This window comes from Achromobacter sp. HZ34, assembly GCF_002209485.1.
In the GTDB taxonomy this organism is placed as follows: Bacteria; Pseudomonadota; Gammaproteobacteria; order Burkholderiales; family Burkholderiaceae_B; genus Bordetella_C.
Genome location: NZ_NJIX01000006.1, coordinates 332,872 through 353,025, shown reverse-complemented (window position 1 = coordinate 353,025; position 20,154 = coordinate 332,872). Strand labels below are relative to the sequence as shown.

The 20,154-nt window shown below is 63.3% G+C and carries 19 protein-coding genes and 1 pseudogene; 6 read left to right on the top strand and 14 right to left on the bottom strand.

Annotated elements, in window-relative coordinates:
* Positions 1 to 36 precede the first annotated feature (36 nt).
* A complete protein-coding gene (locus tag CEY05_RS23645) occupies positions 37 to 1,194 on the top strand; it encodes a cobalamin-independent methionine synthase II family protein (protein WP_088599707.1) in 1,158 nt (385 codons plus the stop codon).
* A 65-nt stretch (positions 1,195 to 1,259) separates the two neighbouring features.
* Here the strand turns inward: CEY05_RS23645 and CEY05_RS31935 are convergent, their stop codons facing one another.
* The 6 genes and pseudogenes from CEY05_RS31935 to CEY05_RS23620 form a co-directional block, all read right to left on the bottom strand.
* Positions 1,260 to 1,388, bottom strand: coding sequence for a hypothetical protein (locus CEY05_RS31935; RefSeq protein ID WP_255407783.1), 129 nt, complete (start codon positions 1,386 to 1,388; stop codon positions 1,260 to 1,262).
* 83 nt (positions 1,389 to 1,471) lie between these two features.
* Positions 1,472 to 1,684: pseudogene (locus tag CEY05_RS32015) on the bottom strand (DUF2252 family protein); the annotation flags it as partial.
* Positions 1,685 to 1,716: 32 nt separating this feature from the next.
* Positions 1,717 to 2,109: a hypothetical protein gene (locus CEY05_RS23635; protein WP_143220605.1), complete on the bottom strand. Its 393-nt coding sequence runs from the start codon at positions 2,107 to 2,109 to the stop codon at positions 1,717 to 1,719.
* 173 nt (positions 2,110 to 2,282) lie between these two features.
* Positions 2,283 to 2,711: a hypothetical protein gene (locus CEY05_RS23630; protein WP_088599705.1), complete on the bottom strand. Its 429-nt coding sequence runs from the start codon at positions 2,709 to 2,711 to the stop codon at positions 2,283 to 2,285.
* A gap of 61 nt (positions 2,712 to 2,772) precedes the next feature.
* Complete coding sequence (locus CEY05_RS23625; RefSeq protein ID WP_088599704.1) at positions 2,773 to 4,158, bottom strand: GntP family permease; 1,386 nt, start codon at positions 4,156 to 4,158, stop codon at positions 2,773 to 2,775.
* Between the two features lie 70 nt (positions 4,159 to 4,228).
* Positions 4,229 to 5,236, bottom strand: coding sequence for an NAD(P)-dependent alcohol dehydrogenase (locus CEY05_RS23620; protein ID WP_088599703.1), 1,008 nt, complete (start codon positions 5,234 to 5,236; stop codon positions 4,229 to 4,231).
* A gap of 97 nt (positions 5,237 to 5,333) precedes the next feature.
* Between CEY05_RS23620 and CEY05_RS23615 the strand changes: the two genes are divergently transcribed.
* The gene (locus tag CEY05_RS23615) at positions 5,334 to 6,251 is read left to right on the top strand and encodes a LysR family transcriptional regulator (protein ID WP_088599702.1); all 918 of its coding nucleotides are present in this window, start codon (positions 5,334 to 5,336) and stop codon (positions 6,249 to 6,251) included.
* An 8-nt stretch (positions 6,252 to 6,259) separates the two neighbouring features.
* On the opposite strand, the gene CEY05_RS23610 is transcribed toward CEY05_RS23615, so the two are convergent.
* Entirely contained in the window at positions 6,260 to 6,751 is a 492-nt protein-coding gene (locus CEY05_RS23610) for a MarR family winged helix-turn-helix transcriptional regulator (RefSeq protein WP_088599701.1), read from the bottom strand.
* 45 nt (positions 6,752 to 6,796) lie between these two features.
* On the opposite strand from CEY05_RS23610, the gene CEY05_RS23605 reads away from it, so the two are divergent.
* Positions 6,797 to 8,302 (top strand): FAD-dependent oxidoreductase, encoded by a 1,506-nt coding sequence (locus CEY05_RS23605; protein WP_088599700.1) that lies wholly within the window; start codon positions 6,797 to 6,799, stop codon positions 8,300 to 8,302.
* Positions 8,303 to 8,358: 56 nt separating this feature from the next.
* On the opposite strand, the gene CEY05_RS23600 is transcribed toward CEY05_RS23605, so the two are convergent.
* Genes CEY05_RS23600 through CEY05_RS23590 form a run of 3 tightly spaced genes read right to left on the bottom strand, consistent with a single transcriptional unit; the run spans position 8,359 to position 12,537 of the window.
* Positions 8,359 to 9,894 (bottom strand): efflux transporter outer membrane subunit, encoded by a 1,536-nt coding sequence (locus CEY05_RS23600; protein WP_088599699.1) that lies wholly within the window; start codon positions 9,892 to 9,894, stop codon positions 8,359 to 8,361.
* Positions 9,884 to 11,413: an MFS transporter gene (locus tag CEY05_RS23595; protein ID WP_088599698.1), complete on the bottom strand. Its 1,530-nt coding sequence runs from the start codon at positions 11,411 to 11,413 to the stop codon at positions 9,884 to 9,886. Before CEY05_RS23595 ends, CEY05_RS23600 begins: the two co-directional genes overlap by 11 nt.
* 2 nt (positions 11,414 to 11,415) lie before the next feature.
* A complete protein-coding gene (locus tag CEY05_RS23590; RefSeq protein WP_088599697.1) occupies positions 11,416 to 12,537 on the bottom strand; it encodes an HlyD family secretion protein in 1,122 nt (373 codons plus the stop codon).
* A 129-nt stretch (positions 12,538 to 12,666) separates the two neighbouring features.
* On the opposite strand from CEY05_RS23590, the gene CEY05_RS23585 reads away from it, so the two are divergent.
* Entirely contained in the window at positions 12,667 to 13,383 is a 717-nt protein-coding gene (locus CEY05_RS23585) for a TetR/AcrR family transcriptional regulator (protein ID WP_158219404.1), read from the top strand.
* A 34-nt stretch (positions 13,384 to 13,417) separates the two neighbouring features.
* Here the strand turns inward: CEY05_RS23585 and CEY05_RS23580 are convergent, their stop codons facing one another.
* Together CEY05_RS23580 and CEY05_RS23575 are read right to left on the bottom strand one after the other, a co-directional pair.
* A complete protein-coding gene (locus CEY05_RS23580; RefSeq protein ID WP_158219403.1) occupies positions 13,418 to 14,188 on the bottom strand; it encodes a DUF2167 domain-containing protein in 771 nt (256 codons plus the stop codon).
* Between the two features lie 150 nt (positions 14,189 to 14,338).
* Positions 14,339 to 15,256, bottom strand: a complete 918-nt coding sequence (locus tag CEY05_RS23575) for a LysR family transcriptional regulator (protein WP_369825983.1) — start codon at positions 15,254 to 15,256, stop codon at positions 14,339 to 14,341.
* Positions 15,257 to 15,355: 99 nt separating this feature from the next.
* Between CEY05_RS23575 and CEY05_RS23570 the strand changes: the two genes are divergently transcribed.
* The gene (locus CEY05_RS23570; RefSeq protein WP_088599695.1) at positions 15,356 to 16,297 is read left to right on the top strand and encodes an NAD-dependent epimerase/dehydratase family protein; all 942 of its coding nucleotides are present in this window, start codon (positions 15,356 to 15,358) and stop codon (positions 16,295 to 16,297) included.
* A gap of 21 nt (positions 16,298 to 16,318) precedes the next feature.
* Here CEY05_RS23570 and CEY05_RS23565 read toward each other — a convergent pair whose 3' ends face one another.
* The gene (locus tag CEY05_RS23565) at positions 16,319 to 17,890 is read right to left on the bottom strand and encodes an AMP-binding protein (RefSeq protein ID WP_088599694.1); all 1,572 of its coding nucleotides are present in this window, start codon (positions 17,888 to 17,890) and stop codon (positions 16,319 to 16,321) included.
* 286 nt (positions 17,891 to 18,176) lie between these two features.
* Between CEY05_RS23565 and CEY05_RS23560 the strand changes: the two genes are divergently transcribed.
* On the top strand, positions 18,177 to 19,145 hold the full coding sequence (locus CEY05_RS23560; protein WP_088599693.1) for a tripartite tricarboxylate transporter substrate binding protein: 969 nt from the start codon (positions 18,177 to 18,179) through the stop codon (positions 19,143 to 19,145).
* Between the two features lie 7 nt (positions 19,146 to 19,152).
* Here CEY05_RS23560 and CEY05_RS23555 read toward each other — a convergent pair whose 3' ends face one another.
* Positions 19,153 to 20,067, bottom strand: coding sequence for a LysR family transcriptional regulator (locus CEY05_RS23555; RefSeq protein ID WP_088599692.1), 915 nt, complete (start codon positions 20,065 to 20,067; stop codon positions 19,153 to 19,155).
* Between the last annotated feature and the right edge of the window lie 87 nt (positions 20,068 to 20,154).

The window sequence follows — 20,154 nt, the reverse complement described above, 5'->3', positions numbered from 1 at the left end:
TACCCTTTTGTGTTTTGACAAAAGGTTGGCAGCACGATGTCCGCAAACTCTGATAGCAATCGCATTCTTACCACCCACGTCGGCAGCCTGCCGCGCCCCGTCGAATTGCTGGACCTGATGAAGGCCAAGGCGCAGGGGCATGGCGATGAAGCCGCGCTGGATGCGTGCGTCAAGCGGGCCGTGAAGCAGTCCGTGCGTGAGCAGGCCGACGCCGGCATGGATATCGTCACCGATGGCGAACAGTCCAAGGTCGGCTTCTTTGCCTATGTCCGCGAACGGATCCAGGGTTTCGAACCCCGTCCGGGCGCGGGTTACGCCGCCTTCGATGCGGAAGTGGAAGCCTTCCCCGAGTACTACAAGGAATACTTCGGTTCGGCCATGCTGGGCGGCAACATCCTGCCCTTCGTGCCGGTGGCCTGCACCGGCCCGGTCGCCTATGTCGGCCTGGACAAGGTGAAAGAGGACATCGAGAACCTGCGCGCCGCGCTGGTGGACGTCCCGCATCACTCAGCCTTTCTGCCCTCGGTCGCGCCCAATGGCGTCGGCAGCAATGAGTATTACAAGAGCGACGCCGACTACCTCGAAGCCGTGGGCGAAGCCCTGCGCATGGAATACAAGGCCATCGTCGATGCCGGTTTCAGCGTGCAGATCGACGATCCCTTCCTGCCGGACCTGTTCGCCGACCGCCACCTGGACAACGTCGCCATCCGCCGCAAGGCCGACGATTACGTGCAGATCCTGAATCACGCCCTGCGCGGCCTGCCGGCGGAGCGTGTGCGTTACCACACCTGCTACAGCATCAACGAAGGTCCCCGCATCCATGACGTTCCCTTCATCGAGTTCGTCGCCTGGATGCTGCGTATCAATGCGGGGGCCTACTCCTTCGAAGCAGGCAATGTGCGCCACGAGCACGAGTACCACCTGTGGGAAGAGGTCAAGCTTCCGGCAGGCAAGAAACTCATCCCCGGCGTCATTTGCCATGCCAGCAATACCGTCGAGCATCCGGAATTGATCGCGGAGCGCCTGGTCCGCTTCGCCGACCGCGTCGGCCGCGAGAATGTGATTGCAGGCGCGGACTGCGGGTTTTCGTCGCAGGCAACCTACAAGACCGAAGTACACCCGACCGTCATGTGGGAAAAATTCCGCGCCATGCGCGCGGGTGCCGACCTGGCGACCAGCAAGCTCTGGCGCTGAGGACGACGGGCTCGGGTGCAGCGGCTTCCTGTCGGCGGCCTGCTGCGCCCAACCTCGCAAGGTCGCTAGCGCGCGGGCTGCGCGGCGCCCATCGAAGCGCGCTGCGCTTGCAGCAAGCTATCGATCTGATCCAGGCGTATATAGCCGACGCGGGGAAACTCGAGGTCGACAATGACATAGAGCGTGGCCGTCATGACCGCGGCATACAGATTCTGGTGAAACCAGGCGCGTCCGCCGCCGCCCAGGTTCAGGCCTACGATCTACGCGCATACCAGGTCGCGCTGCCACGGAAAAACGTGAAGGGCGAGACCGCCATGCGTCCATAACGCAATGGCACCAGCGCTTCGACGCGCCCTGCGCTATTGGCACGCAGCAGATCGACGGGATCACGGACGGTATTACCGATTTCCCGGTGCAGCGCCCGTTTTGCGCGCGTCCGGGCTTGCCGCCCTACCTCTTTCCGCTCCACTAGCGTCTGTGGCTCAACCATTTGCGCACCTCGTGCATGACCGCCGGCGTGTATTAATTTCGGGTCTGGGACGCGGCCTTCCATTGCCCATCGGCGCGGCGGCAGAAAAGAAATGTCCAGCGCTCATCGGTCTTGCCGCGCCGTAGCGTGGCGTGCAGCGGCCTGCAGGGCATGCCGTTCTGCTCGTGGGCCGCATCGGCATGGACTTCGCCGGTCAACGCTGCCTTGCCGGCAGCACCAGCGCCCGTCCACGGGAAGCGCTTGCCCGTCTGGGGATCCTGCAGCGCCTGCACGACGGTCCGGTCGAAGCTGTCCCTGTCACTGCCCTTGAGCGTGCCGTATAGCGTGTCGTTGTTGAAGGCGCCATACCCCTGGGCGCTGGCAAGCGCTGGCGCGCCGCACAGAATGAGATTTATCAAGCCGCGTAGTGCAAGATATTTCCGCATTTTCGCCTCCATGGCGTCGCGCGCTCTCGCGGAATGCCGCATGTGGGCAATACCGCTGACCTAGGCCGAATTTTTCTCATACTAACGACTATTTGCAATATCGTGCAATATTATTGCTCATCCATTAGAACGATCCAGAATGGCTGAGAGCGTCGGCCACAGTGCCGTCCGGCTCAAATGTAGAGCGCTTTGCTCACGCTCGTCGGGTTTCGCACGCGGTGCGCAAAACCTTCGAAAAAGAAGGGAATGTTGTCGCCGGCATCGCCCCCCAAGCGGCCGCGGACTTTATTCCACGTCGCAATGGCGGTGTGGTTATCTGCATCACCCACCACGAGTACAGGCTGGTTCCGTTCTTCAAGCCATGAATAGGTACCGCCAAATTGCTGGCGCCCGACTTCCAGGATGTAGCAACCGAAGCGGGTGACGATGCCTTCCACCGCTTTCGGCGAAAGATCGTCGCGGTAGGTCGAAGCCTCCGCCAGCATCTCCTCGACCACCTGCAAGCTCGCTTCCGAAAAATCCAGCTTCCCCTCGGCCCGATCGTTGAAGTCCGCTTGAGCTTTGGCGGCGAGGCGTTGTATTTCCTGTTGAAGTTCGTTCATATATTGAATTTGCTTATGGGGCGTAGCGCCTGGCATTCGCGTCGAACACGAAGATGCCGGATCAACCCAAATGAGGCAGCATGTCGAACAGCAATACCATCAGCAGTCCAACGAAGGACACGATGGACTGTACGACCGTAATCGTGCGGGTCGCTTCGCCCATGGTCATGCCGAACGATTCCTTGACCATCCAGAAGCCCGCATGGTTCGCATAGTTGAAGAACAGCGAACCGCAGCCGACCGACAGCGCCAGCAGGGACAGGTTCAGGTTCGGATCAGCGCCGGCCAAGGGCGCCAGCAGTCCGGCCGCGCCGACGATGCCAACGGTGGCCGAACCGGTGGAGACCGACAGCAGCATGGCGATCAGCCAACCCAGCACCAGCGGCGGGAAATTGAACTGCTGCGTCAGGTGCACGATGGCATCCCCGACTTTCGCGCTGGTGAGGATCTGCTGGAATGCGCCCCCGCCTGCGATGATCATGACGATGCCCGTGATCGGCTTGAGGCTGCCCGCCAACGAATCGCGCAGCTTTTCAGCATCGCCACCACGGACCAGCACCAGCGCCACGGACGCGAACAGTACCCCCAGCAGCATCGCGATGACCGGATTGCCCAGGAACGCCGCTACACCCAGTACCGCCGAACCCTTGGGCAACAAGACCTCCGCCAGGGCGTGGACCAGCATCAGCAGCGCGGGCAGGAGTGCCGCCAGTATGCCCAGTCCCGCGCTGGGCAGCGTCTGGTCATCGGCCGCCGTGCCGGCGGTGAAGTGATCGACCAGCGATTGCTCGGGGCGAGTCGTCATACGCGGCGCGATGAACTTGCCGTACAGGGGACCGCCCAGGATCATGGCCGGGATGGCGGCGACGAACCCGTAAAGCATCGTCGGGCCCACGCTCGCTTTCAGTGACGCGATGGCGGTGAGCGGACCCGGGTGCGGCGGCACCATGCCGTGCATCGCGGCTAGCGCCGAAATCACCGGGACCCCTACGTAGACATAAGCCGAACCCTTGAACCGGGCCTGTTCTTCCAGCTTGCGCGCCACGCTGAAGATCAGCGGCAGCATCACCACCAGTCCGACTTCGAAGAACATGGGGATGCCGATGATGAAGGCCACCAGCGTCATGGCCCAGGGAATCAGCCGCTCCGGCGTGTGACTGAGGATGGCTTTCGCCACGCGCTCGGTAGTGCCGGCGTCAGCCAGGATTTTCCCCAACATTGCGCCCAGCGCGATCACCAGGCCCACCGCGCCCAGCGTCTTGCCGGCGCCATCGATGATGTGCTTGACGATGGTTTCCGGCGCCATGCCGGTGGCAAAGCCCACACCGACGCAAACCACCAGCAGCGCCAGCAGCGGATGTAAACGAAGGCGAGAAATAATCAGCGCCACCAACGCCAGCACGCTCACCAGGGCGGTGACCAGCAGTTCAATGTCAAGCGAAGACATGCCACAAATCCGGGAAAAACAAGCGTTCCAGATTAGCACGCCGTATCGGTGGGCCGATTCTGCTACTGCCTCATTTGATTTCGATCACCACCTTGCCAAAATGCGCGCCCGACGCCAGGTACGCATAGGCATCGGCAGCCGCCTCAAAGGGAAAAACCCGATCGATCACCGGTTCGATGCGCGCCTGCTCGATGGCTTGCACGGCGCCCGCCAGGTCGCTGGTCGAACCCGTCTGGCTGCCCAGGATATTCAGCGTCTTCACCATCACGGGCAACACGGGCATCGTCACTTCCATACCGCCGATGAAACCCACCACATACACCGTTCCGCCTATCTTCGCCGCGCTGATGGACTTGGCGAACGTCCCGCCGCCCACCGTTTCGACCACCAGGTCGGCACCTTTGCCATCCGTGGCTTCGAGCAGGGCTTCGTCCCACGCGGGCCGGCTGCGGTAATTGATCAATACATCGGCACCAAGCTGGCGCGCACGTTCGAGCTTCTCATCCGAGGACGACGACAGGATCACTCGCGCGCCCGCGGCCTTGGCGAACTGCAATGCGAACAGGCTTACACCGCCCGTGCCCAGGAGCGCCACGGTCGACGCGGGTCCGATACGGCCTTTCACGATCGCGTTCCACGCGGTGGTGGCGGCAATGGGCAGCGTGGCAGCCTGCACGTACGGCATGCCGTCGGGAATGCGCACCAGCGCGCTGGCGGGAACCAACGCATATTCGGCAAGGGACCCCGGCATGGTGACGCCGCGGATGCGTTGCCCAGTGTTCTCCGTAAGCAAGCCGTTCGCCCAGTCAACGAATGCCCCCGCAATCACACGGTCACCTAAGGACCATCCACGGACGCACTCTCCAATTTCGACGATCTCGCCTGCGCCATCCGTACCGGGGACGAACGGTGGCGCCGTATCGCCCAGTCGGCCACGCGCCACCATCAAGTCCAGGTAGTTCAAGCCGGCTGCATGCAACCGAATCAGTACTTCATCCGCCGCCGGACGTGGCACGGCTGCTTCTCCCAGGAGAAGCACCCAGGTGTCACCAGGGATCAGCTGGAACGCTTGCATCATTTATCGCTCCCTTTTCGTTATCGACACGCCATGCTATCCCTGAGCAACTACCTATAATCTCTCCTCAGGGCAGGACATTCCTGCATGGAGTGCACGAATGAACAGTATGGAAGCCGACGAAATGGCCGCGCTGGTGGCCGTGCTGGAAACGGGCAGTTTCGCCGCCGCGGGCCGGCAACTCGGGCGCGACAGTTCAGTCATTTCGCGACGCTTGAAAGCGCTGGAAACACGCCTCGGCACCCGCCTGGTCGAACGTTCGACACGCCGGCTTTCGCCTACGGACGCCGGCCAGCGCCTGCGCGAGCGCGTGCAGGAGGCCATGCAACTTATCCACAACGGCGAAGAAGAAGCACGCTCGCTGAGTGCATCGCCCATCGGGCTCTTGCGCTTGACGCTGCCGACCGGTTTCGGGCGCCGCTGGATCGCACCGCGCTTGCCCGAATTTCTCGCGCGCTACCCGTCCCTGGACTTAGAAACCGTCTTTACCGATCGCTTCGTCGACCTGATCGCGGAGCGCTTCGATGCAGGCGTGCGCATCGGACGCCTGGAGGACAGCCGGCTCGTCGCGCGACAGGTGTTGACGATGCGCCGTCTGTTGTGCGCGTCGCCGGCGTATCTGAAAGCGCATCCGCCCATCCGTCATCCGCGCGATCTGGCGCAGCACGCATGCATAGGCTTCTCACCCATGGCATCGCATCCGGTCTGGCACCTGTCGCGCGACGGCAAGCAGCATGCCGTGCGCACGCGATCACGGCTAGCCACCGACGACATCGATGCCCTGATGCACGCGGCCTTGCAAGGCACAGGCGTGGCCTATTGCGCGGATTGGATCGTCGCCAACGAGTTGCGTGAAAAACGCCTCGTCGAGGTACTGCCGGCCTGGCAAGTGGTAGGCGATGAAACGATGCACGTCATTCGCGCTTCGGCACAGTACACGCCAGCAAAAGTGCGCGCGTTCGTCGACTGGATGACGGAGGAATTCCAACATCTGGCGTGGCCCAGCAAGGCGCCATAGCCGCTATCTCAGACGCTGGCCCGGGTGGCGTTTTCAAGTCCTTCCGAAAATCTGCCCATCAGTTTCACCAGCAGCCTCACATCGGCCTCTTCCCACTCCTCGAAGATCGCCCGGCCGATGCGTTCGCGTGCAGCGTCGATGGCGGTGGTCATCGCCTTGCCCTGCGCCGTCACTGTCATCTGCCGGACGCGCCGGTCCGTCGGGCTCGGTTCGCTCTGGGTCAAGCCCAGGCTCTCCAGCTTGCTCACCTGGCGGCTGACCGTCGAGTAGTCGCGGCCGACACCGTCGGCGAGTTCGCCCACGCCGATCGGACCCTTGCGCTCGATGCCCACCAGCAGCGGGAAAAGCGCGCGATCCAGCGTGATCCCAGCGGCACGCACCATCGCCTCGTCGTTCTGCGGGCGATTCATCACGACGGCAATTCGCACCATCGCGTCATGCAGCGATCTCAGGTCCTGCCGCGAGATATGTGTATCTTGCACTCTTTTCGGTTTTGTCATAGCATGCTCTCAATTTATGTGCATAGTACACCTATTGGAGCGATGATGGCCTCGACCCCTTCCCCCGATGTGCTGATTTGCGGTGCCGGCGCGGCCGGTCTCACCCTGGCGATCGACCTGGCGCGGCGCGGCGTCCGCGCCCGCGTGATCGAGAAACTGGCAAGCCCCTTCCAGGGTTCGCGCGGCAAGGGCATTCAGCCGCGCACGCTGGAGGTGTTCGAGGACCTGGGCGTACTGGATCGCCTGGTGGCCATCGGCGGCCCCTACCCGCCGCAACGGATCCACGCGGCCGACGGCAGCTTCGTCGAGTCGCCCTTGATGGAGACTTCGCCCGCCACGCCCGCGGAGCCTTTCCAGCAACCGCTGATGCTGCCGCAGTTCCTTACTGAAGGCGTGCTGCGCGACCGGCTGGTCGAACTGGGCGGCCAGGTGGACTTCGCTTGCGAACTGGTCGGCTTGGAGCAGGACGAAGCGGGCGTCACCGCAAGCCTGCGCGGCTCGCAAGGCGATGAGATGCTGCGCGTGCGTTATCTGGTGGGCGCGGACGGCGGCCGTAGTTTCGTGCGCAAGTCGCTGGGAATAGACTTCCCCGGCAAGACGCTGGGCGTGCGGGCCATCGTGGCCGACGTAGTGCTGACCGGCCTGGATCGCGACGCGTGGCATCGGTTCCAGGACGGCGACATGGCGCAGCAAGTGATGATCTGCCCCCTCGCGGGCACCGACCTGTTCCAGGTGCAGGCGCCCATTCCCCATGGTGTCGATGTGGATCTCTCGGCGGAAGGGCTGTCGGCACTCCTCCTGGCGCGCACGGGCCGCCCGCAAATCCAGGTCCACGCTGTGCACTGGGCCTCGGCCTACGAGATGAACGCGCGCCTGGCCGACCGCTACCGCGCCGGCCGCGTGCTGCTGGTCGGCGACGCGGCGCACATCCACCCGCCTACTGGCGGCCAGGGCCTGAACACCAGCGTGCAGGATGCGTACAACCTGGGCTGGAAACTGGCCGCGGTGGCAGGCGGTGCTGACCGCGCGCTGCTGGACACCTTCGAGGCGGAACGCCGCCCGGTCGCCGCACAGATGCTGGGACTGGCCACGCGACTGCTCGACGAAGCGAAAGCCGGGCAGATGATGCGGCGCCGGCGCGATGTGCAGCAGCTCGACATAGCTTATCCCGCAAGCCCCCTGGCGGTGGAGCGCCCCGCGCGCGCTGCCGGTGTGCGCGCCGGCGACCGCGCCCCTGACGCCCCCATGATCGGCGCCGCCGGCCAGCCGCGGCGCCTGTTCGACCTTCTCCAGGGACCGCACTGGACGTTGCTGGGCTACGAAACGCAGCGCGCGGACGTCGAGCCGCGGGCGGGACTGCGCATTCATCGCATCGGCGCCAAGGGCGAATTGCGCGATGACGCCGGTCACTTCCGCGCCGCCTACGCGCCTCAGGAAGGCGACTGGGTACTGGTGCGTCCCGATGGCTACATCGGAGCGATCGTCGGCGCCGAGGACGTGGGCGAATTGCAGGACTACTTCCCCCGGGTCGGACTGGGCCGTTCGCACTGAATGCGGCGGACCACCGTCGGCCTGAGACATCAAACACGGCGCTCTACAACCAGGTTCTAGAGCGCTGACTTTTTCTCCGGCGATTCCTCGGGCAGAACATCCCACCCGCCACCCAAGGCCTTGTACAAGGACACCAGATTGGTCGAAATCGTGGCCGTGCTGTCGACCCATTGCTGCTCGTTGGTCAGCAAGGTCTTCTGCGCGGTCAGCACATCGAGGTAATTCGAGAAGCCGCGGATATAACGCTTGTTCGCCAGATCCAACGCCCGTTTCGACGCCTGCACGCTGGCTTCCAGGCGATCGCGGCGCCGCTGTTCGGCAGCGAAGCCCGTCATGGCATCGTCGACTTCCCGGAACGCGGTCAACACCGTCTTGCGATATGTGATCGCCGCCTCTTGCTGCTGCGCTTCCCGTAAGGCCAAGGTCGCACGCAGGCGGCCACCCTCGAAAATGGGAATGGAAAGGCTGGGGCCGAAGCTATAGCTGCGCGCGTCCCAGCTGCCCAGGTTCGAGAACTGCGTGGCCTGCATGGCGGCACTGCCGGATAGCGTGATCTTCGGGAAAAAATCCGCCTTGGCCGCACCGATGCTCGCGGTCGCCGCGTGCAATTGCGCCTCTGCCTGGCGTATGTCCGGCCGGCGGCGCGCCAGCTCCGACGGCAGGCCTACCGGCACGCGCGGTGGCACCGCGGGCACCACGGGCGCTTCCTTCAGTTGCGCGGCGAGCGCCTGTGGATACTCTCCCAGCAGAATGCCTATGGCATTGATCAGCTGTGCTTCCTGCTGTTCACCCTGCGGAATCTCGGCGGCATTCGACTCAGCCTGGCTTTGCGCATTGGCAACGTCGAGGTCCGTAGACAATCCGTGCTTTGCGCGCTCGGTCGTCAGTTCAACGGTGCGCTGCGCGAACGCCAGGTTCTCCCGGGTGATGCGCAGCCTCGCCTGCGTACCGCGCAGGTTCAGATAGTCGCGGGCGACTTCGGCGGCGGTGGATACGATGGCATCGTGCCGCGCTTCGTTCTGCGCCTCCACCGTGGCCTGGGCATTTTCCGTCGTGCGCCTTACCCTGCCCCACAGGTCGAGTTCCCACGAGGTGTCGAAGCCATATTGGTACAGATTGAATGCCGGCAAGGCCGTCCCGGAGGACTGGGGCACACCGCCCTGCCTGCCACCCAGCCCGTTGGTATCCGTGGCCGACGACGAGCCGCTGCCGCCAAGCAGGCCGATGACGCCGTCCGCGCTTTCCAACTGGCGCGTGTAGGAAGCGTTGCCGTTCAAGGTGGGAAAGGCGTCCGCCCTGGTCTGCCCCAACTGCGCCCGCGACTCGGCCAGTCGCGCCATGGCGATCTTGATATCGAGATTGCTGTCCATGGCACGCGTGACCAGCTCGGTCAGCAAGGGATCGCCGAAGCTGTTCCACCACCGTGTATCGACAGGCTCGGGGACCGCCACCGCGTGCGCGGCATCGGCAGCCGCGGCCGGGGACCGTGACCATTGTGACGGCGTCTGCAACTCGGGATGCTGGAAATCGGGTCCCATCGTGCAGGACGCCAGAAAGGCGACGAGTGGAACCCACAGAAGATTAGTGCGCATTTACCTGTGCCCCCTTCGGCAGCTTAGGCAACAACAAACAAAGTGGACACAGCAGCAACGCGATGATGCCCAGGACGACGAACACGTCCAGATAGCTCATCACCGAAGCCTGCTGTTGTACCTGTGTGGCGATCGACCCGAGCGAGCCGGAGAAACCGTTGTAGGGCGTAACGTGCTCGGCCAGGCGCGCATGATGAAACTGCGCCCGCCACGCCAGTTGCGTGGTCACCAGCGATACCCCGAAACTTCCACCGACGTTGCGCATCATGTTGATGAGCGCCGACGCATTGTTGTTCTCTTTCGGCGGGATGCCGATGAACTGCACGGTCGACAGCGGGATGAACAGGAACGGCAGCCAGATGACCTGGTAGAGCCGGGCCATCGATACGTCCGAGAACCCCACATTCAGACTGAGGCCCGACGCGTGAAGCAACGCCACGCCCGTGCCGGCAAGCGACATCATGACCAGCCACTTGGGCTGGAATACACGTCCGGTCACGGCACCCGCTATCGGCATGATCAACAACAGGATGGCACCACCCAGCCCCAGCGTCAGTCCGGCGTTGGTGGCGTCATAGTGCAGCAATTCCTGTGTGAACTGCGGCAGGATCTGGGTTGAACTGTTGATGATGAAGCCGAAGGCAAACATCACGCTGCAACTGACGGCAAAGGCGCGTGACTTGAACAGGCGCAGGTTCACGATCGGGTGAGGCGTGGTCAATTCCCGTATGACCAGCGCCACCAAGGCAATGACCGCGATTGCCGTGAATGCGCAGATGAAATTCGACGAAAAGCCATCCTCGCGCTCGAACTTGTCGAACACGATCTGCAGGCTGCCGAATCCGGCCGCCACCAGGGCGAAACCCAGGTAGTCGATGCGCAACCCCTTAGCGAGCAGGGCACGCCTTTCCTCTTTCACCAGCTTGCTGTCACTGACGAACATTCCTGTCAGCACCAGCGAGAGCACGCCCACGGGCAGATTGATCAGGAACACCCAGTGCCACGAATAGTTGTCTGTAATCCAGCCGCCCAGCATCGGCCCGATGGCCGGCGCCGCTACGACAGTGAATCCGTATAGCGCGAACGCCATCGCGCGCTTTTCCGGCGGGAAGGTATCGGCGAAGATGCTCTGTTCGACCGGTGCCAGGCCGCCGCCGCCGAAGCCCTGCAACACGCGGAAGAAGATCATCATCTCCAGCGATGTGGCGAACCCGCACGCTACGGAACTGACCGTGAACAGGATGACGCAAATCATGTAGAAGCGTTTGCGGCCGATCACGTTCGCCAGCCATCCGCTGATCGGCAGGACGATCGCATTGGCGACGAGATAGCTGGTGGTGATATAGGTGCTCTGGTCCAGGCTCGCGCCCAGGCCGCCGGCGATATGGCGCAGCGCCACGTTCGCGATGGTGGTGTCGAGCACCTCCATGAACGTCGCGATCGATACGATGACCGCGATCAACCAGGGGTTGTAGGGGCCCGCCGCCGATCTGGGTAACGCTGCGTAGGGATCTGCCATGCTTATTGCACCGTGACACGCGGGGTGACGGAAAGGCCGGGTGCCAGCGGCACATGGCGCCAGTCGTCGCCGTCGAAGACGATCTTCACGGGAACGCGCTGCACGACCTTGACATAGTTACCCGTGGCGTTTTCAGCCGGCAAGCTGCTGAAGACCGAGCCGGTCCCGCGCTGCAGGCTTTCTATGTGTGCGTGCAGCTTTTCGTCCGGGTAGGCATCAACGCTGACCTCGACCGCCTGCCCCACTTTCATATGGGTCAGCTGCGTTTCCTTGAAATTGGCCGTGACCCACATTTCGTCCGGGACGACCGCCACCAAGGCCTGGCCTGGCGTAACGTAGTTGCCCAGATTCACGGTGCGGCGGGTGACCTTGCCTGCTCGCGGCGCCAGCACTTCGGTGTAGCTCAGTTGCAGCTTCGCGTTGTCGACGTCAGCCTTGTTCTGCCGTACCAATGCCTGCGCCGCATCGATTTTCGTGCGTTGCGACGCCACCTGGGCCTCAGCCGCCCGCACGGCCTGCCTGGCGCTGTCCAGCCGGGCGATCGCGCTTTTGGTGGTCGCCTGGCTCTGCTCCAGTTGCTGGCGCGTAATGGCGGCCGGGTCGGTGCCCGTAAACCGTGCCAGATCCTGGCGCGCCTGCGTCAGGTCTGCCTGCGCGACCTGGACCTGCGCCGTCTGCTGGCCCAGATTGGCAATCTGGTACTGCAGGTCGGCCTGTGCTTGCGCAACCTGAGCCTCGGAGTTCGCCTGCTGCGCTTGCGCCTGTTCAAGCTTCACTTCGTAGTCGCGCGGGTCCAGCCTGAGCAGCGGCTGGTCTTTTTCGACGTGCTGGTTATCGGTGACCAGCAGGGCGACCACGCGGCCGTTCACCTGCGACGCGATCTGGCTTTGATCGCTGTCGATGAAGGCGTCGTCGGTGCTCTCGTAATGGGCGCCGCGCAGCCACCAGGCCGTGCCTGCCACCACGCAGACCAGCAGCACCGCCACACCTATGATCGTTCTCAGGCGCTTGCTGCGCGGGCGCGCGGGCTGGATGGGCTGGCCCGTTTCGTCTACCAGATCCTTCCCGCCATCAACCTGTTCCGCGCCGGCCGGCGTACTGTTGTCGCTTTCACTTCCCGCCATGGGAATCTCCAAGATGACTGTGGAATGGATTCTATAATAGAACGGAACGGTTTCGTTCTATTTCTGGAAAAGTGGGATAATTCGAAAAATTTGCCTGATGAGCCCCCTCCCCTTGTTCGAGAAAGACTCGTGACACGCGCATCCAAGCCCACCGATGCCACGCCTGCGCACTGCTTGTTGCTGAAAACGATGTTTTCGCGCAAGAAGGGCCGGCCGTCGAGCGCGATGGCGGGAGACGTCGAAGAGCGGATACTCGATGCCGCCACGACCATCTTCCTTGAGCGTGGCTTCGGCCAGGCATCGCTGGACGCCATCGCCAAGGCGGCGGGCGCCAGCAAGGCAACGCTCTACAGCCGTTACAGCGGCAAGGAAGCGTTGTTTGCCGAAGTGGTCAAGCGAAACTGCGAACGCAGCCTGCGCGCCGCGTACGAGGCGCCGCAATCGGCATCGCTGGAGCAGCACCTGATATTGCTGGCCGAAACGGTCGCCATGCGATTACTAAGCGATGAGGTCATCGGCTTGATCAGGATGGTGATTGCCGAGGCGCCGCGTTTTCCGGCGCTGGCTCAACTGACAAACGAAGCCGGCAAGTCGCGCACGCTGGACGCGGTGGCGAAGATAATGGCTGAACACTCGCCGCGCGCGCTCGAGGGCGCTGCGCTCGCAGCAAGCAGGCGCCAAGCGCGGATCGTTGCCGCCCAGATGCTCGACGCGATCATCCCACCCATGATTTTGAAAGCCTTGATGGGCGAAGACCTTGCCGCCCTCCGCGGCAATCTGCGGTCGCAGGTGAAGCAGACCATCGGCGTTTTCGCGGCGGCCGGTGCGCTGGACGCTTTCCAGTAGGCCGCGGAACAATGGCGCTCATGGCATCGAGCATTTACTCGGAAGCGTGCGCTCCCAATAGCAGCGCCAGGCTGAAGTCTGCCGCCTCGTCGGTGGACTCATTGAAGTCCTGGTAACGCTTGCCCTCGTTGTACGCGAGGTTGTCCAGCAGCTGCCGCAATACGGGAATGTCCGCCGCAAGCTTGCTCCTGTCGCTCGTCAGCCTCAGCTCGATCAAGCCCTCTCGTCCAAGCATCACGCCGGAGCAACGCTCACTCCCATTGGCCCGCCGTGGCACACCCTTTACCCCGCCATCGATCGCCCATATCAGGCTGTGGTGCACCCGGTCATATTCCGGCGGCTGCAGCCAGCCTCTCGCCTCGATTTCAAGTTCGCCAGAGCCGCGTCCCTGCTCGTTCAATCGCTCATAGTTGCGCTGCAGATTCCGCAGCAGCTTCTTTTGGTCCCAGTCCTTGGTATCGTCGTCCTTGATATGGCCGTACTGCTTGAAGTAGACCTCGACCATCCAGTTTTTCCCGGACTTGGCCGCGGGAGTGAAGACGCCCACCGCATCGTCGGGTTCTCCCCCCAGAGCCAGCAGGCGCTGATTGAATGCGTCCGCGGGAATGAAGTCCACGCCCGCGGGCAGGGTGACCTTCGCCTGATCGATCACGCTGACGACACCCGAGTGCACCGTGGCCCGTTCGACAGCTTCGTCGGCGGCCTGCAACGCCTGCATCTGGCTTTTCGTCTGGGCTGGCGCCGCCGGAGCGAATACGAGGGCAGTGAAGGCAATCACGCAGGACGCATGGAATCTGGCGAACATGGGGTTCCTGTAAAAAACTCGAGGGATGTCAGCAAGACATGGCGCCGGACGACCGGACAGGAGCCAATTTCCTGCTGCGATCAGTATAGAAAAATGGCGCCTGGCAAGGCGCCTGATTTGCATCAGTAGATTTCTGCACGGCGATCACTCTCAGTCTCCGGGGAGGCTAGCCCGCATATAGGCGCTCAAGCCTGCGGTCAGTGCAGCGAACGTCACCGCGCAACGAGGGCTGGCCCGTAGATCCTCGTGCATCGCTACCCATGTGTCCATCTTGTACGAGAACTGCCTGGGCAGGATATGGACCATTGCAGGATCCCTTGCCGCCAATCCGACCTGGCAGACGCCAATGCCGAAGCCGGCACGAATGGCGGCCAGTTGCGCCAGGTCGCTGTTGGTCCTGAATGCCAACGCCTCGCGCGAGAACCAGGGGAAGCGCCTCTGGAACTTGCGAAGAAAAGCGTTCTCGCCGTCGAAACCGATAAGCGCATGTCCCGCCAACGCGGCGATGGAGTCGGGCGTGCCGCGGCCGGCCAGGTAGCGTTTGTGCGCATGCAGTCCCACCTCGATGCTGCCCAGGCGCTTGGCCACCAATGCGTCCTGCTCGGGTTTGAACATGCGCACGGCGATGTCTGCTTCTCGCTGAAGCAGGTCATCTGCCCTGTTGGACATGAGCAACTCGACGTTCAGCGCGGGATGGTCTCTTCTAAGCTTGGCCAGGATAGGCGGCAATACTTCCACGCTGATGATTTCGCTGGCCGTCAGCCGTACGGTGCCGCGAACCTCCGTGCCGTGGCTGCCGGCAGCCCGGCGCAGCGCCGCGGAGTGGGCGGCGATACCGACGGCGTAGGGCTTGAGTTCCAACGCCGCATCTGTCGGAGAGAATCCGTCGAAGGAACGGACGAACAGCTTGAGCCCCAGCGCCGCTTCGAGGTTATCCACATGGCGGCCCACGGTCGGCTGGGTCAAGCCCATCTCACGCCCAGCCGCCGAGAGCGATCCGGTTTCCAGGACCTTGAGGAACGTGCGATACCACTCCCAGTTCGGTTCTATGCTGGCCACCCTATTCATTTATGTATAGCTGCTAGCAGAATTTATGCAATTTTCATTTATGGGTCAACTTCGCATAATGAGGTTCTTGCAACAACAATCTCACAGGGAGTAGACGCTTTGCCCAAGATCGCATTGTTCGGCGCCGCCGGCGCCCTGGGCCAGGGCATTGCCTCGGCCCTCAGCGCACAAGGCCTGCCATACCGCGTTGTCGGGCGCAATGACGCCCGCCTGCGCCAGGCATTCGATGACTATCCCCACGCCGAGATCGTTACATGGAATCCCGATATACCATCATCGGTCGAGGCGGCGGCCCAAGGCGTCGAGACACTGGTCTATCTGGTCGGCGTCGACTACACGCGGTTCGACCTGCACCCGCAGTTGATGCGCAAGACCTTGGCCGGCGCCATTCGTGCAGGCGTCAAGAACATTCTCCTGATCGGCACCGTGTATCCCTATGGCCTGCCCCGGTCTTTACCGGTGCATGAGGATCATCCCCGCGAGCCCCACACCTTCAAGGGGCGCATGCGCAAGGAGCAGGAAGACATCCTGATGCAGGCGCACGCGGCCGGAAGCATCAATGCGGCGGTGCTGCGTTTGCCGGACTTCTACGGTCCAGGCGTGGAGGCCAGCCTGTTGCATGGTGCGATCCAGGCGGCTGCCCATGGCGGGACGGCGGACATGGTTGGGCCGCTGGACCGCCCGCATGAATTCGTGTTCCTGCCCGACGTAGGCGCCGTCGTCGCCAGGCTGATCAGCACTCCCGCGGCATACGGCAAGATCTGGCACCTGGCCGGGGCAGGCGTGACGACTCAACAGGAGTTGTTAGCCGAGATGGAACGCCTGACCGGCAGAAGACTGAAACGGCGGGTGGCAGGCAAGGCCATGCTGCGCCTGATCGGCCTGTTCAACCCGTTCATGCGCGAGATGGTGGAGATGCACTATCTATTGACCCAACCCGTCATCATGGACGACTCGGCGCTGCAGGCATTGATCGGGCCAGTAAAAAAGACGCCTTATCCCGAGGGGATAAGGCAGTGCCTGAACAAAGCAAACCCCTGACACCAGACATCAGTTCCAGCCTTAACCCACCTGCCGGTCGCGGTCCGCCCAGTATCCATCGCGCAATTGCTTGCGGGCCAGCTTGCCGTTAGCGTTCTTGGGCAGCTCGCCGACGATTTCTATGCTGCGCGGTTTCTTGAAATCCGCAAGCAGCCCACGGCAGTGCTCGGAAAGTTGCGCCTGCGTCGCCGTCGCGCCCGGCTTGAGCACCAGGACCGCCTTCACCGCCTCCCCCCACTTGTCGTCGGGAACGCCGAATACGCAAGCCTCATAGACCTCCGGATGCTGGTACAGCGCCTGTTCCACTTCCGTGGGATAGACGTTGAAGCCACCAGTGATGATCATGTCCTTCTTGCGATCGACGATGAAGAGATATCCTTCCTCGTCCATGCGCGCCAGATCGCCGCTGTGCAGCCAGCCGTCGTGCAGCGCGTTCGCGCTCAGTTCAGGCTCACGCCAATAGCCAGCGAAGACATCCGGGCCCCGCACGGTGATCTCCCCCACTTCTCCCGGTTCCGCCTCGCGGCCGTCGTCGGTCACCAGCCGCAGCTCCCCTTCCCCAAATACGCGCCCGCAGGACCCCAGCAGTTCGGGCCGTCGGGACATGGCATAGGCGTGGTCGCTGCGATCCAGCATCACCATGCCGCCGGTCGTCTCACCGGCACCATAACCTTGGCTGAGGATGGGTCCCAGCGTCTCCCAGGCCTCGCGGATGCGCGCGGGCGCCATGGGCGCGCCGCCGTAGGAAATCTGGCGCAGCGCGCTGAGATCGTGCCGGCGCAAGTCCGGATGCGCGATCAACATATTGAGCATGGTGGGCACCATGAAGCTGAACGCCGCGCGATGGCGCGCCGCCGCGGCCAGGAAAACATCTGGATCGTAGCGGTCCTGCAGCAGGATGGTGCCCCCCTGGAATAGAAACGGCTGCATGAACATGCCGCTGGCATGCGTGATGGGCCCCGCCAGCGCGAGTACTTCGCCAGGGGCCGCACGCATGCGGCCCATGACCACTTTGCGCAATGACGCCAGACGATTGCCCACGGTTTGCATGGCAGCCTTCAGCTTGCCCGTCGAGCCGGACGTGAAATGCAACACGGCAAGGTCGTCCGGTGCGACAGCTACGTCCGGGTTGCTGTCAGCCGCGCAGGCGATCCACGTTTCGTACGGCCGCCAGACCTCGGGCGCTTCACCGCCCATTGCGCTATTGCCTGTCACGATGATATGGCGCACGTCGTCCAGCTTGCCGCGGATCGATGCGAGTTGTTCAGTATGGGCCGGATCTACGATCAGGACCGTGGCCGCCGCGTTGTTGAGGGTATCCACCACTTCCTGTGCAGAGAGCCGCGCGTTCAAGGCGACCTTGACCAGCCCCGCTTTGTACAGCGCGCACTCCAGCTCGATGATTTCCGGGCAGTTCCATGCCAGGATGGCCACGCGGTCGCCTTTGCCCAGACCCAGCGCCAGCAAGGCATTCGCCAGGCGGTTGGACCGTGTCTCCAATTCACCGAAACTGATCTTTCTGTCGCCGAACAGGATGGCCGGTCGGTCGCGCCAGTAGCGCGCATTGCGAGTGGTATATCGTCCCTGATTCATGGATGTCTCCTTCGTCGGCGGCAACGCCCGCCTTGCTCGTGTAAGCGGATGGTGCGGCAGTGCGTTGCCGCAAGGCATAACGGACACGCAAAATCCGATGCCGCCGCGTTATCGGTCGCCATCATGACGCCGCGTTATCGGATTCCGCCGCGTCGGCATCGGCGTACCCAGGCGGGCGGGTTACATCTAAGCCGTCCCGGAACGCGCTTCCTGCGTCGGTCCGTGACACGCGCCGTCCACGAACGCGCGCGTCGGTTCCAATCAAATACGAGGAGACATCGTGCCTATGCGCTTCATCACCCTTTGCCTGGCAGCCGCCGTGTCGCTCGGCGCCGCGCCCACTGCCGCGCGAGCCGACAGCTACCCAGCCAAGCCCATCCGCTTCATCGTGCCGTTCTCCGCCGGGGGCCAGCTGGATTACGTGGCACGCCTGGTGGCCCAGCCCATGAGCGAAAATCTCAAGCAGAATGTCATCGTCGAAAACGTCAGCGGCGGCGGGGGCAACATCGGCGGCATGAAGGCGGCCAATGCCGCGCCGGATGGCTACACCGTGCTGGAATACGGCGGCAACTTTCCCATCGCCAAGCATCTGGCGCCGGACCTTGCCTATGACCCGATCGGCGGCTTCGAACTGGTCAGCGGCATCAGCATCTCGCCGCATGTGGTGCTGGTCGCGGACAAATTGCCTATCCATGACCTGCGAGAATTGGCCGCCTATGGAAAGGCGCATCCAGGCGTGCTGAATTACGGCAGTCCTGGCATAGGCTCGTCCATGAACCTGACCTTTGAAGTCATCAAGCAGCACTTCGGCATCGATGCGATACACGTGCCTTATCGCGGCGGCTCCAATGTGCTGAACGATCTTGCCGGCGGCCAGATTTCGGTGGGCGTGGTGGCGGTGGCGCCGGCGATGGCCATGATCAAGGCCGGCAAGATACGGGCCATCGCCGTGACCAGCAGCGAACGCGTGGCGGCCCTGCCAGACGTGGCCACCGTAGCGGAGTCCGGCTTCCCCGGCTACAGCAGCGGCAGCTGGGCGGGGCTCGCCGTACCCAAGGGCACACCAAAGGCAGTGGTGGACAGGCTGAACCAGGCCGTGCGCGCCGCCGTCGCACAGGACAGGGTGCGGCAAGATCTGCTGACGCAATCGTTCACGCCGATCGCGGGCACACCCGATGAACTGGCCACGCGCGTCCGCGCTGAGTCGGACAGTTACGGGCCGCTCATCAAGCAGTTGGGACTGCACGCGGAATAAACGCCCATCAACCCGGCGCCTTGCGCCATGCGGCCGCATGATCCGTCAGGATGTCGATCAGGCGTTGCGCCAGGGGCGACCGGTAGCTGCCCCGCGGCGCAAGGATGCCGATCTCCCGGTGCCAGGTCACATCCTCCAGCGGCACCACGCCCAGGTTTCGCCCCGCGCTGGACCGCAGCGTGATCTCGCTGGTCAGCGTCAGCAGATCGGTGTTGAGCAGGATGCTGACAAGGTTGGCCGCCGCGGCATTGGATTCGATCACCACCTCCGGCGGCGGCGCGCCACGCTGCTCGAAGCGCGTTTCCAGCCACCGCCGCGCGGCGACTTGCGGACCGGGCAACAGCCAGCGATATTGCGCCAGATCCGCAAGCACGATGCGGCTGCGGTTGAACAGCGGATGGCTGGCGCGCGCGGCCACATAGAGATTGTCAGGAAACAGCGGCATGCGCTCGAACTCGGACGACAATGTCGACTCATGCAGCGAGCAAACCATGAAATCCAGCTCGCCCTGCCGCAATGCCGTCAGCAATGCGTCGTTCAGATTCACGGTGACACTGAAGCGGGCCGCCGGCCGCTGGGCCAGAAGTTCGACACAGGCCGGATTGAAGAAATGCTCGGCCAGCAGCGGGGTGACGCCCACGCGCACCAGACCTACCGTGCCACGGTGCAGGTCCGCGGCCTCACGCAGCGCATCGTCCAGCCCCAGTCGGGCCTGTTGCGAGCGCTGGTAGAACGCCTGGCCTGGCAAGGTCAGCTCCATGCCCTTGGGCGTGCGATTGAACAGCTGCAGTCTCAGCTCTTCCTCCAGGCGGCGGATACCCTTGGTCAGAGCCGGCTGGCTTACGCCCAACTGCTCGGCCGCGCGCCCTACGTGCCCGCTGCGCGCCACCGCCAGAAAGTAGTCCAGGTCTTCCAGTCTCATTTGATTCCGCCCGGTTATCGAAAGCAGGCGGAAGATAATCGCGGTTGCCCCCGTTGACTGTCAAGCTTTGCTTCGTACACAACATAC